This window comes from Clostridia bacterium, from assembly GCA_017394805.1.
GTDB lineage: Bacteria > Bacillota > Clostridia > Christensenellales > CAG-1252 > RUG14300.
The window spans coordinates 39,868-56,032 of record JAFPXC010000033.1 but is presented as its reverse complement, the minus strand read 5'-3'; the positions used below and the strand labels follow the sequence as shown (position 1 = coordinate 56,032).

Annotated in this window: 14 protein-coding genes; all 14 read left to right on the top strand. The window is 57.0% G+C overall.

The window, feature by feature from the left end; all coding sequences use genetic code 11:
• The 14 genes from II896_08105 (at position 1) to rpe (ending at position 15,916) form a co-directional block, all read left to right on the top strand.
• Complete coding sequence (locus II896_08105) at positions 1–1,137, top strand: cysteine desulfurase (GenBank protein MBQ4444593.1); 1,137 nt, start codon at positions 1–3, stop codon at positions 1,135–1,137.
• 206 nt (positions 1,138–1,343) lie between these two features.
• Complete coding sequence (locus tag II896_08100) at positions 1,344–3,557, top strand: UvrD-helicase domain-containing protein (protein MBQ4444592.1); 2,214 nt, start codon at positions 1,344–1,346, stop codon at positions 3,555–3,557.
• An 8-nt stretch (positions 3,558–3,565) separates the two neighbouring features.
• Positions 3,566–5,506, top strand: a complete 1,941-nt coding sequence (gene ligA / locus II896_08095; GenBank protein ID MBQ4444591.1) for an NAD-dependent DNA ligase LigA — start codon at positions 3,566–3,568, stop codon at positions 5,504–5,506.
• Positions 5,507–5,669: 163 nt separating this feature from the next.
• Entirely contained in the window at positions 5,670–6,545 is an 876-nt protein-coding gene (locus II896_08090) for a YicC family protein (GenBank protein ID MBQ4444590.1), read from the top strand.
• 3 nt (positions 6,546–6,548) lie between these two features.
• Positions 6,549–7,166, top strand: a complete 618-nt coding sequence (gene gmk, locus II896_08085) for a guanylate kinase (protein MBQ4444589.1) — start codon at positions 6,549–6,551, stop codon at positions 7,164–7,166.
• The gene (rpoZ, locus tag II896_08080) at positions 7,160–7,354 is read left to right on the top strand and encodes a DNA-directed RNA polymerase subunit omega (GenBank protein ID MBQ4444588.1); all 195 of its coding nucleotides are present in this window, start codon (positions 7,160–7,162) and stop codon (positions 7,352–7,354) included. Before gmk ends, rpoZ begins: the two co-directional genes overlap by 7 nt.
• Positions 7,354–8,526, top strand: a complete 1,173-nt coding sequence (gene coaBC / locus II896_08075; protein ID MBQ4444587.1) for a bifunctional phosphopantothenoylcysteine decarboxylase/phosphopantothenate--cysteine ligase CoaBC — start codon at positions 7,354–7,356, stop codon at positions 8,524–8,526. Before rpoZ ends, coaBC begins: the two co-directional genes overlap by 1 nt.
• Positions 8,523–10,724: a primosomal protein N' gene (priA, locus tag II896_08070; protein MBQ4444586.1), complete on the top strand. Its 2,202-nt coding sequence runs from the start codon at positions 8,523–8,525 to the stop codon at positions 10,722–10,724. Before coaBC ends, priA begins: the two co-directional genes overlap by 4 nt.
• A 28-nt stretch (positions 10,725–10,752) precedes the next feature.
• Complete coding sequence (gene def / locus II896_08065; GenBank protein MBQ4444585.1) at positions 10,753–11,202, top strand: peptide deformylase; 450 nt, start codon at positions 10,753–10,755, stop codon at positions 11,200–11,202.
• Positions 11,195–12,124 carry a methionyl-tRNA formyltransferase gene (gene fmt, locus II896_08060; protein ID MBQ4444584.1) on the top strand — a complete coding sequence of 310 codons (930 nt, stop codon included), beginning with the start codon at positions 11,195–11,197 and terminating at the stop codon, positions 12,122–12,124. Before def ends, fmt begins: the two co-directional genes overlap by 8 nt.
• The gene (locus II896_08055) at positions 12,121–13,386 is read left to right on the top strand and encodes a hypothetical protein (GenBank protein ID MBQ4444583.1); all 1,266 of its coding nucleotides are present in this window, start codon (positions 12,121–12,123) and stop codon (positions 13,384–13,386) included. The genes fmt and II896_08055 overlap by 4 nt, the downstream gene beginning before the upstream one ends.
• Positions 13,383–14,420 carry a 23S rRNA (adenine(2503)-C(2))-methyltransferase RlmN gene (rlmN, locus tag II896_08050; protein ID MBQ4444582.1) on the top strand — a complete coding sequence of 346 codons (1,038 nt, stop codon included), beginning with the start codon at positions 13,383–13,385 and terminating at the stop codon, positions 14,418–14,420. Before II896_08055 ends, rlmN begins: the two co-directional genes overlap by 4 nt.
• A complete protein-coding gene (gene rsgA / locus II896_08045; protein ID MBQ4444581.1) occupies positions 14,410–15,276 on the top strand; it encodes a ribosome small subunit-dependent GTPase A in 867 nt (288 codons plus the stop codon). The genes rlmN and rsgA overlap by 11 nt, the downstream gene beginning before the upstream one ends.
• Positions 15,269–15,916 carry a ribulose-phosphate 3-epimerase gene (gene rpe, locus II896_08040; protein ID MBQ4444580.1) on the top strand — a complete coding sequence of 216 codons (648 nt, stop codon included), beginning with the start codon at positions 15,269–15,271 and terminating at the stop codon, positions 15,914–15,916. The genes rsgA and rpe overlap by 8 nt, the downstream gene beginning before the upstream one ends.
• The last annotated feature ends 249 nt before the right edge of the window (positions 15,917–16,165 follow it).

Genomic DNA, 16,165 nt, shown 5'->3' with positions numbered 1-16,165 from the left:
ATGGCGATCTACCTCGACCACGCGGCGACTACGGCCATGGACGGCGACGTATGGGAAGCGATGCTTCCCTATTTCGGCGCGGCCTACGGCAATGCGAGTAGTCGTCACGCGTTGGGACGAGAGGCCGAAACGGCCGTGGACAGAGCGCGCGAAAAAGTGGCGAAGGTTTTGGGCGTATTGCCCGCCGAAGTCTACTTTACGTCGGGCGGTACCGAGAGCGACAACTGGATATTGAAAGGCGTAGCCTACGCCAATCGCGACAAAGGAAGGCACATAGTGGCGACCGCCGTAGAGCATCACGCCGTGCTGTCGGCGCTCGAACAGTTGGCGAAAGAAGGCTACGAGGTGGACTACGTACCCGTGGACGAAGCGGGGCTGGTGCGCCCCGACGTCTTCGCCTCGTACCTGCGCCGCGATACCGTGCTGGCGACATGTATGTACGTCAATAACGAAGTGGGCGCGGTGGAGCCCGTAGGCGAGATTGGCGCGATTTGCCGCGAACGTGGGGTACTTTTCCATACCGACGCCGTGCAAGCGGTGGGGGTCTTGGACCTCGACGCGGGGCGGCTGAACGCGGACTTTTTGAGCCTGTCGGCACATAAGTTCTACGGGCCGAAAGGCGTGGGAGTGGCGTATATACGCAAGGGCGTGAAGATAGAGCCGCTACTTGCGGGCGGCGCGCAAGAGCGAGGTCTGCGGGCGGGAACGTACAACACCCCCGCCATCGTGGGCCTTTCGGTCGCTTTGGAAAAAGCGGTGGCGAACGCGGAGGCGAATCGCGCCTACGTCAAGGGGCTTCGGGACGACTTCGTCCGCAAAGTGCTGGCGCGTATCGAGGGCGTAACGGTGAACGGCGACCTCGGGCAAACGGCGCCCTCTATCGTCAATCTGCGTTTTGCGGGAACGTCGGGCGAGCGGATACTCAACCAACTCGATTTGGCGGGGATTTGCGCTTCGGCGGGTAGCGCGTGCACGGCGGGTACGTTGGAAGTAAGCCGCGTATTGCGGGCGATGGGCCTTAGTGAGCAAGCGGCGCGGGAGTGCGTGCGCTTCAGTTTCGGACGGGACAATACGCCCGCCGAAATAGACGAAACGGCGGACGTTTTGGCGAAAGCGGTGGCGAGGTTGCGAAAATAGACCTATCCTAATTGTGGGATAAATTGGCAACGAAGGAAAGCGGGGCTGCCTTGGCGGCGGCGCATACTATCCGAAAAGGAGGTGTGCCTATGAGACGATTCAGCCTTGGCTTGTTTGTCGGTATGGTGCTCGGTATGAGCGCCGTGGTGGCCAACAAAAACAGCAAACAACTCATCAAGAAAGCAAAGAACGCATTGAACATCTAAATGGAGTGGGAAAAATTACTGAATGAACAGCAACTGAAAGGCGTGTACCAGACCGAAGGCGCGGTGTTGGTGATAGCGGGAGCCGGCAGCGGCAAAACCCGCGTTTTGACCTACCGTATCGCGTATCTATTGCAAGTGATGCACGTCGCGCCCACGCGCATTTTGGCCATTACCTTTACCAACAAGGCGACCAAAGAAATGAAAGAGCGTATCGAGAGCCTTTGCGAAAATTCGCAGGGGCTCTGGATATCTACGTTCCACGCAATGTGCGCGCGCATTCTTAGGCGGCACATAGACCTTTTGGGGTACACCAAGGACTTCACCATCTACGACGACGTGGAGTCCATGCGTTTGATAAAGAAAATCATCAAGAACAAGCAACTCGACGAGAAAATGTACCTCAATAAGTGCATTTGGCATATATCCAACGCCAAGAACAAGGGGTTGTCGCCCGATAAGTACGTGCTGGCGGTGGGAGACCCCAACGCCAATATCATTTGCGAAGTTTACGAGCGATACGAGGAGGAGATGAAACTCAACAACGCCTTGGACTACGACGATCTCTTGCTCAAAACGGTCATACTTTTTATGCAGTTCCCCGACGTGTTGCGGCAGTACCAAGAGCGTTTTTTGTATATACATATCGACGAATACCAAGACACCAACAAGATACAGTACGCGTTGGTGAAAATGCTGGCCGAACTCCACGGCAATATCTTCGCCGTGGGCGACGAAGACCAGAGTATCTACGGCTGGCGCGGCGCGGACATCAACAACATATTGAGTTTCCGCAAGGATTTCGCGGACGCGACCGTCATCAAGTTGGAGCAGAATTATCGCTCGACCGAGAATATTTTGGCCGCATCCAACGCCCTCATCAAGAATAACCGCAACCGCTTCGGCAAGACGCTGTGGTCGGACAAGGGCAAAGGCGACGCGGTCGTGGTGGAACACCGCGCGACGGACGGCGAAGAGGCCGAATACGTGGTGTCGCAGATAGGCAGTATGCTGCGGTCGGGCGAGTATGAGGCCAAGGACTTTGCCGTATTGGTGCGGTTGAACGCATTGACGAGCAAGTTCGAGGAGCGGTTCAACAGTTACAACATACCGTACAAGGTGTTCGGCGGCTTCCGCTTCTTCGAGCGCAAAGAAATAAAAGACGTGCTGGCCTATTGCCGCCTACTCGTCAATCCGCGCGACAGCGAAGCGCTACTGCGCGCCATCAATACGCCCAAACGCGGCATCGGCGACAAGGTGGTGCAAGACCTCGTGATCTACGCCGCCGAACGCAGTATGGCGCCCGGTGAAGTGCTCTTTGACGGGTTGGAGTTCGCCGAAGAGTTGAGCCAAACCACGCGCAAGAAATTGATGGTATTCCGCGACCTGTACGCCGATATTTTCAACTACCATCTCGAGCACGGCGTGGGCGATACCGTGCGGTACATAGCGGAACGGGCGGGCTTCGCCATGGCCTACGCGGGCGACGACGAGGAAAACTACAACAAGCGCCTGAATATCGACGAGTTGATACAAAGCGCGGAAGAGTACGAGCGCGAGAACGAGGGCGGCAGCCTCAGCGAATACCTGCAATCGGTGACGCTCAGTTCGGACTCGGACGAGATATTGGAAGACAATTACGTCACCGTGGCCACCGTGCACGCGGTCAAGGGATTGGAGTTTCCCGTCGTGTTCGTGGTGGGCTTGGAAGAGAATATCTTTCCGTCGGGCGCGTACAGCAAGACGGACGTGGAGATAGAAGAGGAGCGCCGCGTGATGTACGTGGCGATGACGAGAGCGCAAAAGAAGTTGTATATGACCTATTGCGACAGCCGCTTCCGCTTCGGTCACTACGAATACAACCGCGAGAGCCGCTTTTTGACCGAGATCAAAGAGGCGATGGGTTGGGAAAAACCGCGTCCCAAACAAAAACAATGGAACACGCAAGGCCAAAGAGAGTGGGGCGCAAGAGCCACTGCGGCCTCTACGCAGTCGGGCACCTTGGACGGCAACCTCAATCAGGTGTACCGAGGCGGCACGACGCCCGCCGCAACCGCGCGCCCGCAAGGCGCTTTCCGCGTGGGCGACCGAGTGGCACACCCCAAGTTCGGCAAGGGTATGATCATCGGGGTGGACGGCGATACGGCGACCATCGCTTTCGAGTCGGTCGGCGTGAAGAAATTGAGCCTGAAGATCGCGCCTTTGAGCAAGCTGTAGGAGGAAGTATGGAGAGAATGATAGAATTGGTGGCACTGCTTAACCGCTACGCCAAGGAGTATTACGAAGAAGACAATCCTACCGTATCCGACGCCGAATACGACGCTTTGTACGACGAATTGCTGGAACTCGAAAAGCAATACTACGTGTTGCCCGATTCGCCGACGAGACGGGTGGGCGGCGCCGTGCAAAAGGGCTTCCAGACCTATACGCACCGCGAAAGACTGTACAGCCTCGACAAGAGCAAGACCAAGGATGGCATCGCCGACTGGATAGACAAGGTGGTGGAAGAAAACGGGGAATGGGCGCCTTTGACGCTCGAATACAAGTACGACGGCTTGACGCTCAATCTTTCGTACGAAAAAGGTCACTTCGTGCGCGCGGTCACCCGTGGCGACGGCGTGACGGGCGAGGACGTGACGCAACAGGCCCTGACCATCAAGGATATACCGCGCAACATTCCCTTCGAGGGAAGCGTGGATATACAGGGCGAATGTATTATGCGCCTGTCGGTATTGAAGGCGTACAACGACGTCGCAGAGGTGCCTCTCAAAAACGCGAGAAACGCCGCGGCGGGCGGCATACGCAACACGGACGTCAAGGAAGCCGCCAAACGAAAATTGTCCTTTATGGCCTATAACGTGGGGTACGTGGAGGGGGAATCCTTTACCACGCAACGCGATATGCACGCTTTTTTGGAGCGTAACGGCTTCTGTCAAAATCAATACTTCAAAGTGGTCGAAAAGGGCGACGATTGGAAAAAATGGCTGGACGAAGTAGAGGTGGCGCGCCCCGACCTCGACTACCTCATCGACGGTATGGTATTCAAGGTGGACGACCTCGCTTTGCGCGAAGAGTTGGGCGTGACGGCCAAGTTCCCGCGGTGGGCCATGGCCTACAAGTTCCACGCCGAAGAAGTGACCAGCCGCGTGCTGGACGTGGTGTGGCAAGTGTCCCGCACGGGGAAACTGAATCCCCTGGCCGTATTGGATACGGTGGATATAGGCGGCGTGTCGGTAAGCCGCGCCACATTGTCGAATATCAGCGAAATACGGCGCAAGGATATCCGCATAGGCTCGGACGTTTTCGTGCGAAGAAGCGGGGACGTGATACCCGAAATCCTCGGGATTGCACGACATAACGAGGATAGCAAAGAGGTGGAAGTGCCCGCCGTTTGCCCCGCCTGCGGCGCCAAAACCGAGCAACGCGGCGTGTTCGTGTATTGCACCAATCCCGAACATTGCGCCCCGAGAGTGATCGCGACCATCGAGCATTTCGCGGGGAAGGACGCGATGGACATAGACGGCTTGAGCGCGAAGACCATTGAATTGATGTACAACGAATTGAACCTACGGCGCGCGGACGAATTGTACGACCTGACGATGGAAAAACTGCTGACGCTGGACGGGTTCAAAGAGAAGAAGGCGAGCAACTTGCTGAAGTCCATCGAAAAGAGCAAAACCACTACGTTGCCGCGCTTCCTCACCGCCCTGGCCATACCCAATATCGGCAAGCGCACGGCAGAGCAAATGACCGCGGCGTTCGGCAGTCTGGAGGCTATTGAAAACGCCACCGTGATGGAACTCATCGCCTTGGACGACTTCGGTCAGGTGATGGCCGACAGCGTGGTCAATTACTTTGCGGATGAGGAAAACCGCAACTTTGTTGCGGCGCTACTGGGAAAAGGCGTGCGGATAGAGGAACAAAAGACGACGGACGGCGTGTTCGCGGGGGAGACCGTGGTGCTGACCGGCGCGTTGGAAAGCTACAAAAGAAGTCAAGCCGCAGCCCTCATCAAAGAGCGGGGCGGGCAGGTGGCCGATTCGGTATCCGCCAAGGTGACCTTGGTGGTGGCGGGCGCGGACGCGGGCAGCAAGTTGGCCAAGGCCGAGAAGCTGGGCATAAAGATCATCGACGAGAGCGTCTTTTTGGATATGTTGAAAGCGTAAAAGGCTATTTTCGTGCTTTGCACGACCGATTGAAAAGAAAATGCGCAAGGATTTTGGCGAAATTGAGCAAAGTCCTTGCATATTTTTTGTTTTAGTGCTACTATAATCTTAATTACGCGGGCGTATGCCCGTCTACGCCCACGACGGGCGCAAAGAGGTGTGTATGAACAGTATGACCGGATACGGCAAAGGCGAATGCTCCATCGAGGGGAAGAAAGTGGTGATCGAACTCAAATCGGTCAACAACCGCTTTTTGGATTTGAATATCAAAATGCCCCGCGTCTTTAACTTCGCCGAGGACTTTTTGCGCAAGTCTCTTTCCGAGCGGCTGGCGAGAGGACACGTGGACGTGTTCGTCACCTACGAGGACCACAGCACGGACCGAGTGGGGCTTACCCTCGACAAGGCCGTGGTGCAGAATTATCTGGATATGGCCAAGACGTTGGAGAGCGAATTCGGTCTCGTCAACGACCTGACCGCCGACCGCGTGCTGCGCCTCAAAGACGCGGTGGTGGAAGAGGTAGCCGAAGCGGACGAGGGGCAGTTGTCCCTATTGCTGTCCGTGGCCCTGTCGGGTGCGTTGGACAACCTGTGCGCCATGCGCGAGAAAGAGGGCAACGCGCTCCTTATGGACTTGCAGACGCGCTTGGACGTGGTGGCCGCTTTGGTCGACGAGGTCGCCCAAAAAGCGCCCTCGGTGGTGGAGGACTACCGCGTGAAATTGCGCGAGCGCGTGACCGAAGCCTTGGGCGAGGTGCCCTTGGACGAGGTGCGGCTCATCAACGAAGTGTGCGTGTATTCCGACCGCGTGAATATCGACGAGGAGATAACGCGTATGCGGTCGCATATCGACCAATTCGAGCACTTGCTGGCGCAAGAAACTCCCGTGGGGCGCAAGGCCGACTTTTTGATGCAGGAGATGAATAGGGAAGCCAACACGATGGGCAGTAAGGCCAACAACGCCGAATTGCTGACCTTGGTGGTGGCCATCAAGAACGAATTGGAAAAAATGCGCGAGCAAATACAAAACCTGGAGTAGGCTATGAAAAATGCGAAAATCGTGGTATTGTCCGGCCCGTCCGGCGTGGGAAAAGGCACCGTGCACGCGGCGTTGCGAGAGAAGTGCGAAGACTACGGCTTCTCGGTGTCCGTGACGACGAGGGCCCCGCGCGAGGGAGAACAAGAGGGCGTGCATTACTTCTACCGCACGCAAGAAGAGTTCGACCGTATGATAGAGGAAGGACTGTTCGCCGAATATATCCGCATTTACAACAACAGTTACGGCACCTTGAAGAGCGAACTCGAGCGCATCACCAAGAGCGGCAAGCACGTCCTATTGGACATTGAGTTCGAGGGCGGGCTGAACATCAAGAAGGCCTTTCCCGACGCCGTGCTCATCTACCTGTTGCCCCCGTCCTTGGCCGAGTTGAAAGCGCGCATCGAAAAGCGGGGCAGCGAAACGCCCGAAACCCTCGCCGTGCGCTACGGCAAAGCCGTCGCCGAATTGGAATACGCCAAGCAATACGACTACGTGCTCGTCAACGACCGCGTGGACGCGTGCGTGGCGAAAATCAACGAAATCGTGTCCGCGGAGCAACAGCGCTCCAAAGATAATCTGGATTTGATAGAAAGCCTGAAAGGAGGATACAGAATATGTTAGCAGACCCCCCCATTGATAAGTTGTTGGAAAAGACCGAGTGCCGCTATATGTTGGCGGTGGGCGTGGCAAAACGCGCCAGACAGTTGATGCAACAATCGCCCGAAATGTTTCAAAACGACAAGTTGAAACCCCTCTCGGTGGCCGCTAAGGAAGTGTACGAAGGTACGGTTACCATCAAGCGCGACTGATGAGAAAACGGGTACTGTTGGGCGTAACGGGCGGTATCGCCGCGTATAAGGCGGCGTATATCGCTTCGCGGTTGACCAAGTTCAACCTGGACGTCGTGGTGGTGATGACAGACGCCGCCACGCAGTTTATTACGCCCCTCACGATGGAGACTTTGTCCAAAAACCGCGTGATAACCGATATGTTTTCGCGCGATTTTCCCTATGAGGTGGAGCATATTTCGCTGGCGAAAAGCAGCGATTTGGTGCTGGTAGCCCCCGCGACGGCCGACTTTATCGGCAAGGCGGCGGGCGGATTGGCGGACGATATGCTGTCCACCACCTATATGGCGTGCAAGGGTATCAAGGTGATGTGCCCCGCTATGAATACGGCTATGTATATGAGCGAGGCCAACCAACGCAATATGCGTATGCTCGAAGAGCGCGGCGTAGTGATGATAGAGCCCGAGGACGGTTTGTTGGCCTGCGGCGACGTAGGCAAAGGCAGATTGGCCGAACCCGACTACATAGTGGATAGGGTGCTGGACCTCTTGTCCGTCAAGCCCGACCTCGCGGGGTGGAACGTGCTGGTGACGGCGGGCGCAACCCAAGAGAATATCGACGGCGTGCGCTATCTGTCCAACCATTCATCGGGGAAGATGGGCATCGCCATCGCCGAGGCCGCACGCGATAGAGGCGCCGCGGTGACTTTGGTGGCCGGCAACGTGTCCGTGCCCTTGCCCGACGGAATGGAGATCGTGCGCGTGACCTCGACCGCCGATATGTACGAGGCGGTCCTCGGCAGAGTGGGCGATATGGACGTGGTGGTCAAGGCCGCCGCCCCCGCCGACTACACCGTGGAAAAGGCCTTCGACAACAAGTATAAGGGCGATACGCTCAACCTGCGGTTGGTGAAAACGCCCGATATAGCCGCCGCCGTCGGCAAGGTGAAGGGCAACTGCAAGTTGGTGACTTTCGCCGCCGAGACCGAGCGACTTATCGAAAACGCGCAAGAGAAGTTGAAGAAGAAAAACGCCGACTTGATGGTCGCCAACGACCTGACGCAAGAGGGCGCGGGCTTCGCGGTGGATACCAATATCGTGACGTTTATCACCGAAAACGCGGTGGAGCCGCAACCTTTGATGACCAAGGAGAAGTTGGCGCACGTCATTTGGGACAAGGTGCTGACGCTGTGATCGCCGAAGTCATCGTCGACATATCCACGGCGGAGATAGATAGAGTATTCGATTACGCGGTGCCCGAAGATATGGTTATCTCGGTGGGCGACCGCGTTTTTGTCGGTTTCGGCAGGCAACGCATCGAGGGTATCGTGGTCGGGCTGAAAGAGACCAGCACGGTGGAAAAACTGCGCCACATCGAGAAAAAGGCGGACGACTTCACGGCCGTCATTCCCGAAATGGTGGCGTTGATGGATTATCTCGCCAAGCGATGGTTTTTGCGCAAAGCCGACGCGTTGCGCCTTTTCGTGCCCGCACAGATGCGCGGGGGCAAGGTGCGCGAGTTGGAGCGGTTGGCCGCTACCGTCAACAAAGAGATACCGTTGGACGAAATGCTCGCCAAACTGCGCCAAACGGCCGTCGCGCAAAGAGGACTGCTTATGCACCTCGCGGGGTGCGCGTGGGAGTGGTGCGCCTCGCTGGCCGAGCAGTTCGGCACGTCCGCCGTCAAGGCGTTGGAAGAGAAGGGGTTTATCGTCGTAGAGCCGAAAAAGGTGGGGCGTAAACCCTATACCGCGTTGGTGGGGAAGGCCCCCAAAGTGCCTTTGACCGCCGAACAGCAGGCCGCCGTGGCCGCCATAAGCGACAACCCCACGGGCACGTTTTTGCTGCACGGCGTGACGGGTAGCGGCAAGACCGAAGTGTATATGACCTGCATAGAGCGGTGCGTCAAAGAGGGGAAGGGGGCCATTATGCTGGTGCCCGAAATATCCCTGACGCCCCAGACCATGCAGCGCTTCCGCGGGCGGTTCGGCGACAACGTGGCCCTGTTGCACAGCGGGTTGTCGGCGGGGGAACGCTACGACGAATGGCTGCGTATATTGCGGGGCGAAGCGCGTATCGTGGTGGGCGCCCGTAGCGCCGTGTTCGCGCCCATACGCGACGTGGGTATGGTGATCATCGACGAGGAACACGACGGCAGTTACGTCAGCGAGTCCAACCCCCGCTACGAGACCATAGATATCGCCACCTTCCGCGCAAAATACAACAAGGCCGCGTTGGTGCTTGGCTCGGCGACGCCCTCGTTGGAGAGTTATCGCAAGGCTATGACGGGCGAATATACGCTCGTGAAAATGTCGCACCGCGTGGGCGACCGCGTGATGCCCACCATGCAGATAGTGGATATGTGCGAGGAACTCAAAAAAGGCAATAAGAGCATATTGTCGGACGCGTTGCTCACTGGCTTGGCCGAGACCTTGGCCAAGAAACAGCAGGCAATGGTGTTTTTGAACCGTCGCGGGTATTCGAGTTTTATGATTTGCCGAGAGTGCGGCAAGGTCATCAAGTGCGCGGCGTGCGACGTCAGCCTGACCTGGCATAGAGAGGAAAACCTCTTGAAATGTCACTATTGCCGCAATCAATACACCGTGCCGACGAAGTGCCCCTCGTGCGGCTCGCCCTCTATTCGATACGGCAGAGACGGCACCGAAAAGGTGGTGGCCGATCTGCAAGCGCATTTCCCCGAGGCGCGACTCCTCAGAATGGACAACGACACCACGCGCGGCAAGACGGGGCATTTGTCCATACTGACCGCGTTCGGCAACGGAGAGGCGGATATATTGGTGGGCACGCAGATGATCGCCAAGGGACACGACTTTTCCAACGTGACCTTCGTGGGCATATTGGACGCGGATATGAGCCTGTATATCGGGGATTATCACAGCGTGGAGCGCACTTTTCAGTTGGTGACGCAGGTGGCGGGGCGCGCAGGCCGTGATAAGTTGCCCGGTCGCGTGGTGTTGCAGAGTTACAGCCCCAAGCACTACGTGTTCTACTTCGCGTCGCTGTACGACTACGAAGGGTTTTATAAGAAAGAAATCAACGTGCGTGAGGTGACGGAGTTTCCGCCTTTCACCAAAATCGTGCGGATATTGGTGGTGTCGGATACCGAGGACGAGGCCTTCCGCTACGTCAAGAAAGCGTTGAGCAGCGCAAGGATCGTCGCCACCGAATACCCCAACCAGGTGTTGCGCTTGCAAGGTATGCGCGCACCCATCGGGCGAATGGAAAACAAGTACCGCTTCCAACTGATCATGCGCCTCAAAGGCGACAAGGTGGACGAGATAACCACCAAGATGTTCGAGGTGGCGACGGCTTCGCTCGAGGGATGCAACGTGCGTATGTTCTTCGAGCAAAACCCGCAAAACATTACGTAAGAGGGGCTACCCCCAAGGAGTGTTATATATGGCATTGAGAGACATTGTAAAAGACGGAGACAGCACTTTGCGCCGCACTTGCCGCGAAGTGACCACGTTCGACGAGAAGTTGGGACGCATATTGGACGATATGCTCGAGACTATGGTCGCGGCGGACGGCGTGGGCTTGGCCGCCCCTCAAGTGGGAATCGCAAGGCGGTACGCCGTGTGCCTGATGTCGTCCAAAGAGGTGGTCGAATTGATCAACCCCACCATTTTGGAAGCGTCGGGCGAGGAGATCATGAAAGAAGGGTGCTTGTCCTGCCCCAACAAATATCTGCCAGTCAAGCGGGCCGCCAAGGTACTCATTCGCTACCAAAACAGACAGGGCGAGTGGATAGAACGCCGCTTCGAGGGCTTCGACGCCAGAGTGTGTCAGCACGAGATGGATCACTTGGACGGCATTCTCTTCTACGACAAGGCGGTCAAAGATGAGTAGGATATTATTTGCGGGAACGCCCGACTTTGCGTTGCCTTCCTTAGAGGCGTTGGTCGAAAACGGCTACGACGTGGTGGGCGTTTTGACGCAACCCGACCGCGTGGGCGCCAAGAATAAACTCTTACCGCCGCCGACCAAAGTGATGGCCGAGCGGTTGGGCATACCCGTATTGCAATTCGAAAAGGTGCGCCGCGACGGCGTGGAAGCCATACGGGCGCTTCGTCCCGACGTCATCGTGACGGCGGCGTACGGCCAAATCATTTCGCAGGAGATCATCGATATACCGCGCTGTGGCGTGATCAACGTGCACGGCAGTTTGCTACCACTTTTGCGCGGCGCAAGTCCCATACAGCAGGCCGTGTTGGACGGCATGGACAAAACGGGTATCACCATCATGCGCACGGCTTTGGCCGTGGACAGCGGGGATATCGTGTTGCAAAAGGAATTGCGCATCACCGAGGACGACACGGCGGGCACCTTGTTCGACCGTATGGCCGTTTTGGGCGCGATGGCCCTATTGGAAGCGTTGCCCGCCGTCTTGGACGGTACGGCCGTCTATACGCCGCAAGACCACAGTAAAGCCACCTTTTGCAAGATGCTCAAAAAAGAGGACGGCGCGATCGATTGGAATAAGACACTTTGGGAATTATCCTGCCACGTGCGGGGTATGAACCCGTGGCCCTCGGCGTTTTGCACAGTGGGCGGCAAACTGTTCAAAGTGTGGAAAGTGGCGAAGTACGACGACGAAGTGGTCGCACCCGTGGGTACCATAGCGATCGCCAACGCCAAAGAGGGCATCGTCGTGCAGGTCCGAGACGGCCGCGCGGCGCTCGTCGAAGTGCAACCCGAAGGGGGACGACGCATGAGCGGCAAGGAGTATATGGTGGGGCACAGCCTACCGGTGGGCGAGGTGATAGCATGAATAATTGTATCCTTTTCGCCTACAACGTGTTGGCCGACGTGTATAGACGGGGCGCCTATCTTTCGGTGGCGTTGGGGGACGTGCTACCCGCGCTCGGGGAGCAGGATCGCAAGCAGGTGAAACGCCTCACGATGGGGGTGGTGGAACACGAGATGGAGTTCGCCTACCAAATCGGCCGCTTGTGCGCCAAGTCGCCCAAAGCCGTGGTGCGCGTGATACTCAAATTGGGTATGTATTTGATAAAATACACCAATTCGATGCCCGATTACGCCGCCGTCAACGAAACGGTGGAGTTGGCCAAGGCCGTCAAAAAGGACTTGGCGGGGCTGGTCAACGCCACGTTGAAACACTATATCGAAGTGAAAGACGACCTGCCCGAGACGGGGTTGGAAAGCCTGTGTATCAAGGCCAATATGCCCGCATGGCTCGTCAATAGGTATTTCGACCAATACGGCATAGACGAGGGAACGCGTTTGGTCACGGCAAAGTATAACCACACGCATATACGGTGGAACGAAAAGAAATATTCGCGCTACGAATTGCGCAATTTCATCCTGGGCAAAGGGTTGCCCGCCGTGGATACGCCGTACGGCTATCTGGTGGGGGCGACCGAGCCTTTCGCGGCGCTCATCGCCGAGGGCAAGGTGACCGCGCAGGCCTTGGACAGCGTGTATATCTGCCGCGCCGTGATGGAAGACGGCATAACGGGCGAAGTGCTCGACCTGTGCGCGGCGCCGGGCGGTAAGAGCGTGTATTTGGCCGAACATAACCCGGTGGAAGTGACCGCGTGCGACGTGCACCCGCACCGCGTGGGTTTGATAGAGGCATACGCGAAGCGTATGGAGGTGGAAAACGTCAAGGCGATATGCCACGACGGCACCGAGTACGTCGAGGAATGGGCGCGGCGATTCGACGCCGTGTTGGTGGATGCGCCCTGTTCGGGATTGGGTACGCTGGGCGAAAACCCCGATATGATATTGAACCGCACGGAAGAGGACATAGCGTCCCTTGCCAAATTGCAAAAGAAATTGCTGACCATCGCCTCGCGCTACGTCAAGCAATTCGGCGTGCTGGTGTATAGCACCTGCACCAATCTGCGCGAAGAGAATACCGACGTGGTGACCGCGTTTTTGTTGGATAATCCCGACTTCGCCTTGGAAGGTATGAGCGCGTTGCCCGAAAACGAGGGTATGAAGCAATTTATGCCCGACGAAAAGGGAAACGACGGCTTCTTCGTGGCGCGTATGCGTAGAAAAGTATGAAAGCGTTGCTGTCCGATATGAATATAGAGGCGCTTCGGGCCGTGGCGGAAGCATACGGCGAAAAGCCCTATCGCGCCAAACAACTGTTCGAGGGGATTTGCCAAGGCAAAGACTGGGACGAGTTGACGACCTTTTCCAAGTCGTTGCGGGCGCGTATGGCCGAGACCTACGACGTGCAAGGCGTGCGCATCGTGGAGAAGTTGGTGGCCAAGGACGGCACGACCAAGTATTTGTTCGGCCTGAGAGACGGCAATATCGTGGAGGGCGTGGTGATGCAATACCGTTACGGCAACACCATTTGCATCAGTACGCAGGTGGGGTGCCGCATGAATTGCGCCTTTTGCGCGTCGGGAATAGACGGCTTGGTGCGCAACCTCTCGGCGGGCGAGATGCTGGGCGAGGTGGTCGTGGCCAACCGCGATTTCGGCGGAGACCTCACCAAACGCGCCATCACCAACGTGGTGTTGATGGGCTCGGGCGAGCCGATGGACAACTACGACAACGTGGCCGCGTTTTTGCGCCTGTTGTCCGACGAAAACGGGCTGAATATCAGCCTGCGCAACGTGTCGCTGTCTACGTGCGGCGTGGTGCCCGGGGTGGATAGGCTCATCGAGGACAAACTGTGGGTGACATTGACCTTTTCGCTACACGCGCCCTTTGACGAGACGCGTAGCAGTATTATGCCCGTCAACAAGGCCTACTGTATAGGCGAAGTGATGGCCGCCGCCCGTCGCTACTTCGAGGCGAGCGGCAGGCGCGTCGTCTTCGAGTACACCTTGATAAAGGGTACGAACGACAGCAAAGAATGCGCGCGGGCGCTGGCGAAACTCGTGCGCGGTTTCCCCACCCACGTCAACCTGATCGTGCTGAATTACGTCAAAGAGAAAGGATTGAAAGGGACGGGAAGAGAGGAAGCGAAAGCGTTTTTGCAAGAGTTGGAAAAAGAGGGCGTGTCGGCGACCATCCGCAGGACGATGGGCGCGGATATCGACGGCGCGTGCGGACAACTGAGGAGAAAACACGTTGGCAGTTAAGAGTATAGAGGGTATCATCGTCAAGAGCGTGGGCGGCATTTTTAAGGTGCAGACGGCCACCAAAACGTACAAGTGCACGGCGCGCGGTATTTTGAAGCGCGACGATAAGTTGTACGTGGGCGACAGAGTGGTGTTGCGCGAGGAGCGCGGCACCTACTACGTCTACGACCTTTTGCCCCGCAAAAACCTGTTGATACGCCCCTACGTCAGCAACGTGGATTGTTTGGCCGTCGTCATCGCACCCGTGCCCTTTTGCGACTGGGTGATGGTGGATAAAATGCTGTTGGCGGGCGAAGTACACGGTATACGTGTGGTGCTTATTTGTAACAAAGCCGACCTGGACGACGCCAATTATACCTATGCGAAAAAGGTGTATGCCGACCTCGCGGACGTGTATTCGGTGAGCGCGGAAACGGGCAAGGGCGTGGGCGAATTGGCGAAGAATCTGTCGGGCGTCGTGTGTCTGGCGGGGCAATCCGCCGTGGGCAAAAGCAGCCTGATGAACGCGTTGGCCGACATAGGCCAGGAAACGGGCGGATTGAGCAAGATACAAAGGGGGCGCAACACCACCAGACATATCGAGTTGTTCGGGATACGCGAGGACCTGCGCATTATGGATACGTGCGGTTTTTCGCTCCTCGAGCCCGAGGACGTCAAAGAGGGCGAGTTGGCGCTTTATTATCCCGATTTCGTGCGGCTGGGGCGGTGTAAGTTTCACGGCTGTACGCATACGGCCGAGCCCGAGTGCGTGGTGAAAGAGGCCGTTGAAAAGGGCGCGTTGGACAGAGGCAGATACGAACGCTACGTGGCGATTTATAACGAACTTGCGGAAAGGAGAAAAAACAGTTATGATTAAGATTGCACCGAGTATTTTGAGCGGCGATTTCGCCAATATGGGCAAGAGCGTGGAAGACGCGACCGCCTGGGGCGCGGATTATATCCATTTCGACGTGATGGACGGCGTGTTCGTGCCCAATATCACCTTCGGTATGCCCATGTGCAAGGCCATTCGCAAGCATACGACTTTGCCCATCGACGCGCACTTGATGATCACCTTGCCCGAGAAGTATGTGCAGGCCTTTTGCGACGCGGGCGCGGATATCGTGACCTTTCACCCCGACGCGTCCCAAGACGTGGCGGGCGCGTTGAACGTCATCAAGAAGAACGGCAAGGCGTGCGGCCTCGTGCTCAATCCCGACAAGGGGTTGGAGTTGGTGGCACCCTATATGGATAGGATAGATATGCTCGTTTTGATGGGCGTGTACGCGGGGTTCGGCGGGCAGAAGTTCATCCCCGAAGTGCTGGGTAAAATCAGCGAGGCCCACCGCATGATCGTAGAGTCAAGGAGGGATATACGGCTCGAGTTGGACGGCGGCGTGACCGAAGAAAACGCCAAGTCCATGACCGACCGCGGCGTGGACGTCGTGGTGGGCGGCAGCAGCGTGTTCCGTAGCGCGGATCCCGCGAAGACCATTCGCATTCTGCGCGGCGAATAAGGGTGGCGTTGCTCGACGGATATATTTCGTTTGGTACGCTTCGAAACCTCTTTGCATATACTGCTACAAACGAGGAGGCTTTATGAAGTTTATTTGTATCAATCCGCCCGAGTGCGTCAAGGCGTTTTTGCGCCTGTTCAAAAGGAAAGAAAAGTGATCGTGCGTATCCCGTCGCGCCGTGGCGGCGCGAAAAAGGGGGTAACGTACATACGAAAATACGGCATTCCACAAAGGAGTGCCGTATTTTTG

Coding starts and splice junctions, on each gene's coding strand:
- II896_08105 (MBQ4444593.1), top strand. CDS start 1: ATGGCGATCTACCTCGACCACGCGGCGACTACGGCCATGGACGGCGAC.
- II896_08100 (MBQ4444592.1), top strand. CDS start 1,344: ATGGAGTGGGAAAAATTACTGAATGAACAGCAACTGAAAGGCGTGTAC.
- ligA (MBQ4444591.1), top strand. CDS start 3,566: ATGGAGAGAATGATAGAATTGGTGGCACTGCTTAACCGCTACGCCAAG.
- II896_08090 (MBQ4444590.1), top strand. CDS start 5,670: ATGAACAGTATGACCGGATACGGCAAAGGCGAATGCTCCATCGAGGGG.
- gmk (MBQ4444589.1), top strand. CDS start 6,549: ATGAAAAATGCGAAAATCGTGGTATTGTCCGGCCCGTCCGGCGTGGGA.
- rpoZ (MBQ4444588.1), top strand. CDS start 7,160: ATGTTAGCAGACCCCCCCATTGATAAGTTGTTGGAAAAGACCGAGTGC.
- coaBC (MBQ4444587.1), top strand. CDS start 7,354: ATGAGAAAACGGGTACTGTTGGGCGTAACGGGCGGTATCGCCGCGTAT.
- def (MBQ4444585.1), top strand. CDS start 10,753: ATGGCATTGAGAGACATTGTAAAAGACGGAGACAGCACTTTGCGCCGC.
- fmt (MBQ4444584.1), top strand. CDS start 11,195: ATGAGTAGGATATTATTTGCGGGAACGCCCGACTTTGCGTTGCCTTCC.
- II896_08055 (MBQ4444583.1), top strand. CDS start 12,121: ATGAATAATTGTATCCTTTTCGCCTACAACGTGTTGGCCGACGTGTAT.
- rlmN (MBQ4444582.1), top strand. CDS start 13,383: ATGAAAGCGTTGCTGTCCGATATGAATATAGAGGCGCTTCGGGCCGTG.
- rpe (MBQ4444580.1), top strand. CDS start 15,269: ATGATTAAGATTGCACCGAGTATTTTGAGCGGCGATTTCGCCAATATG.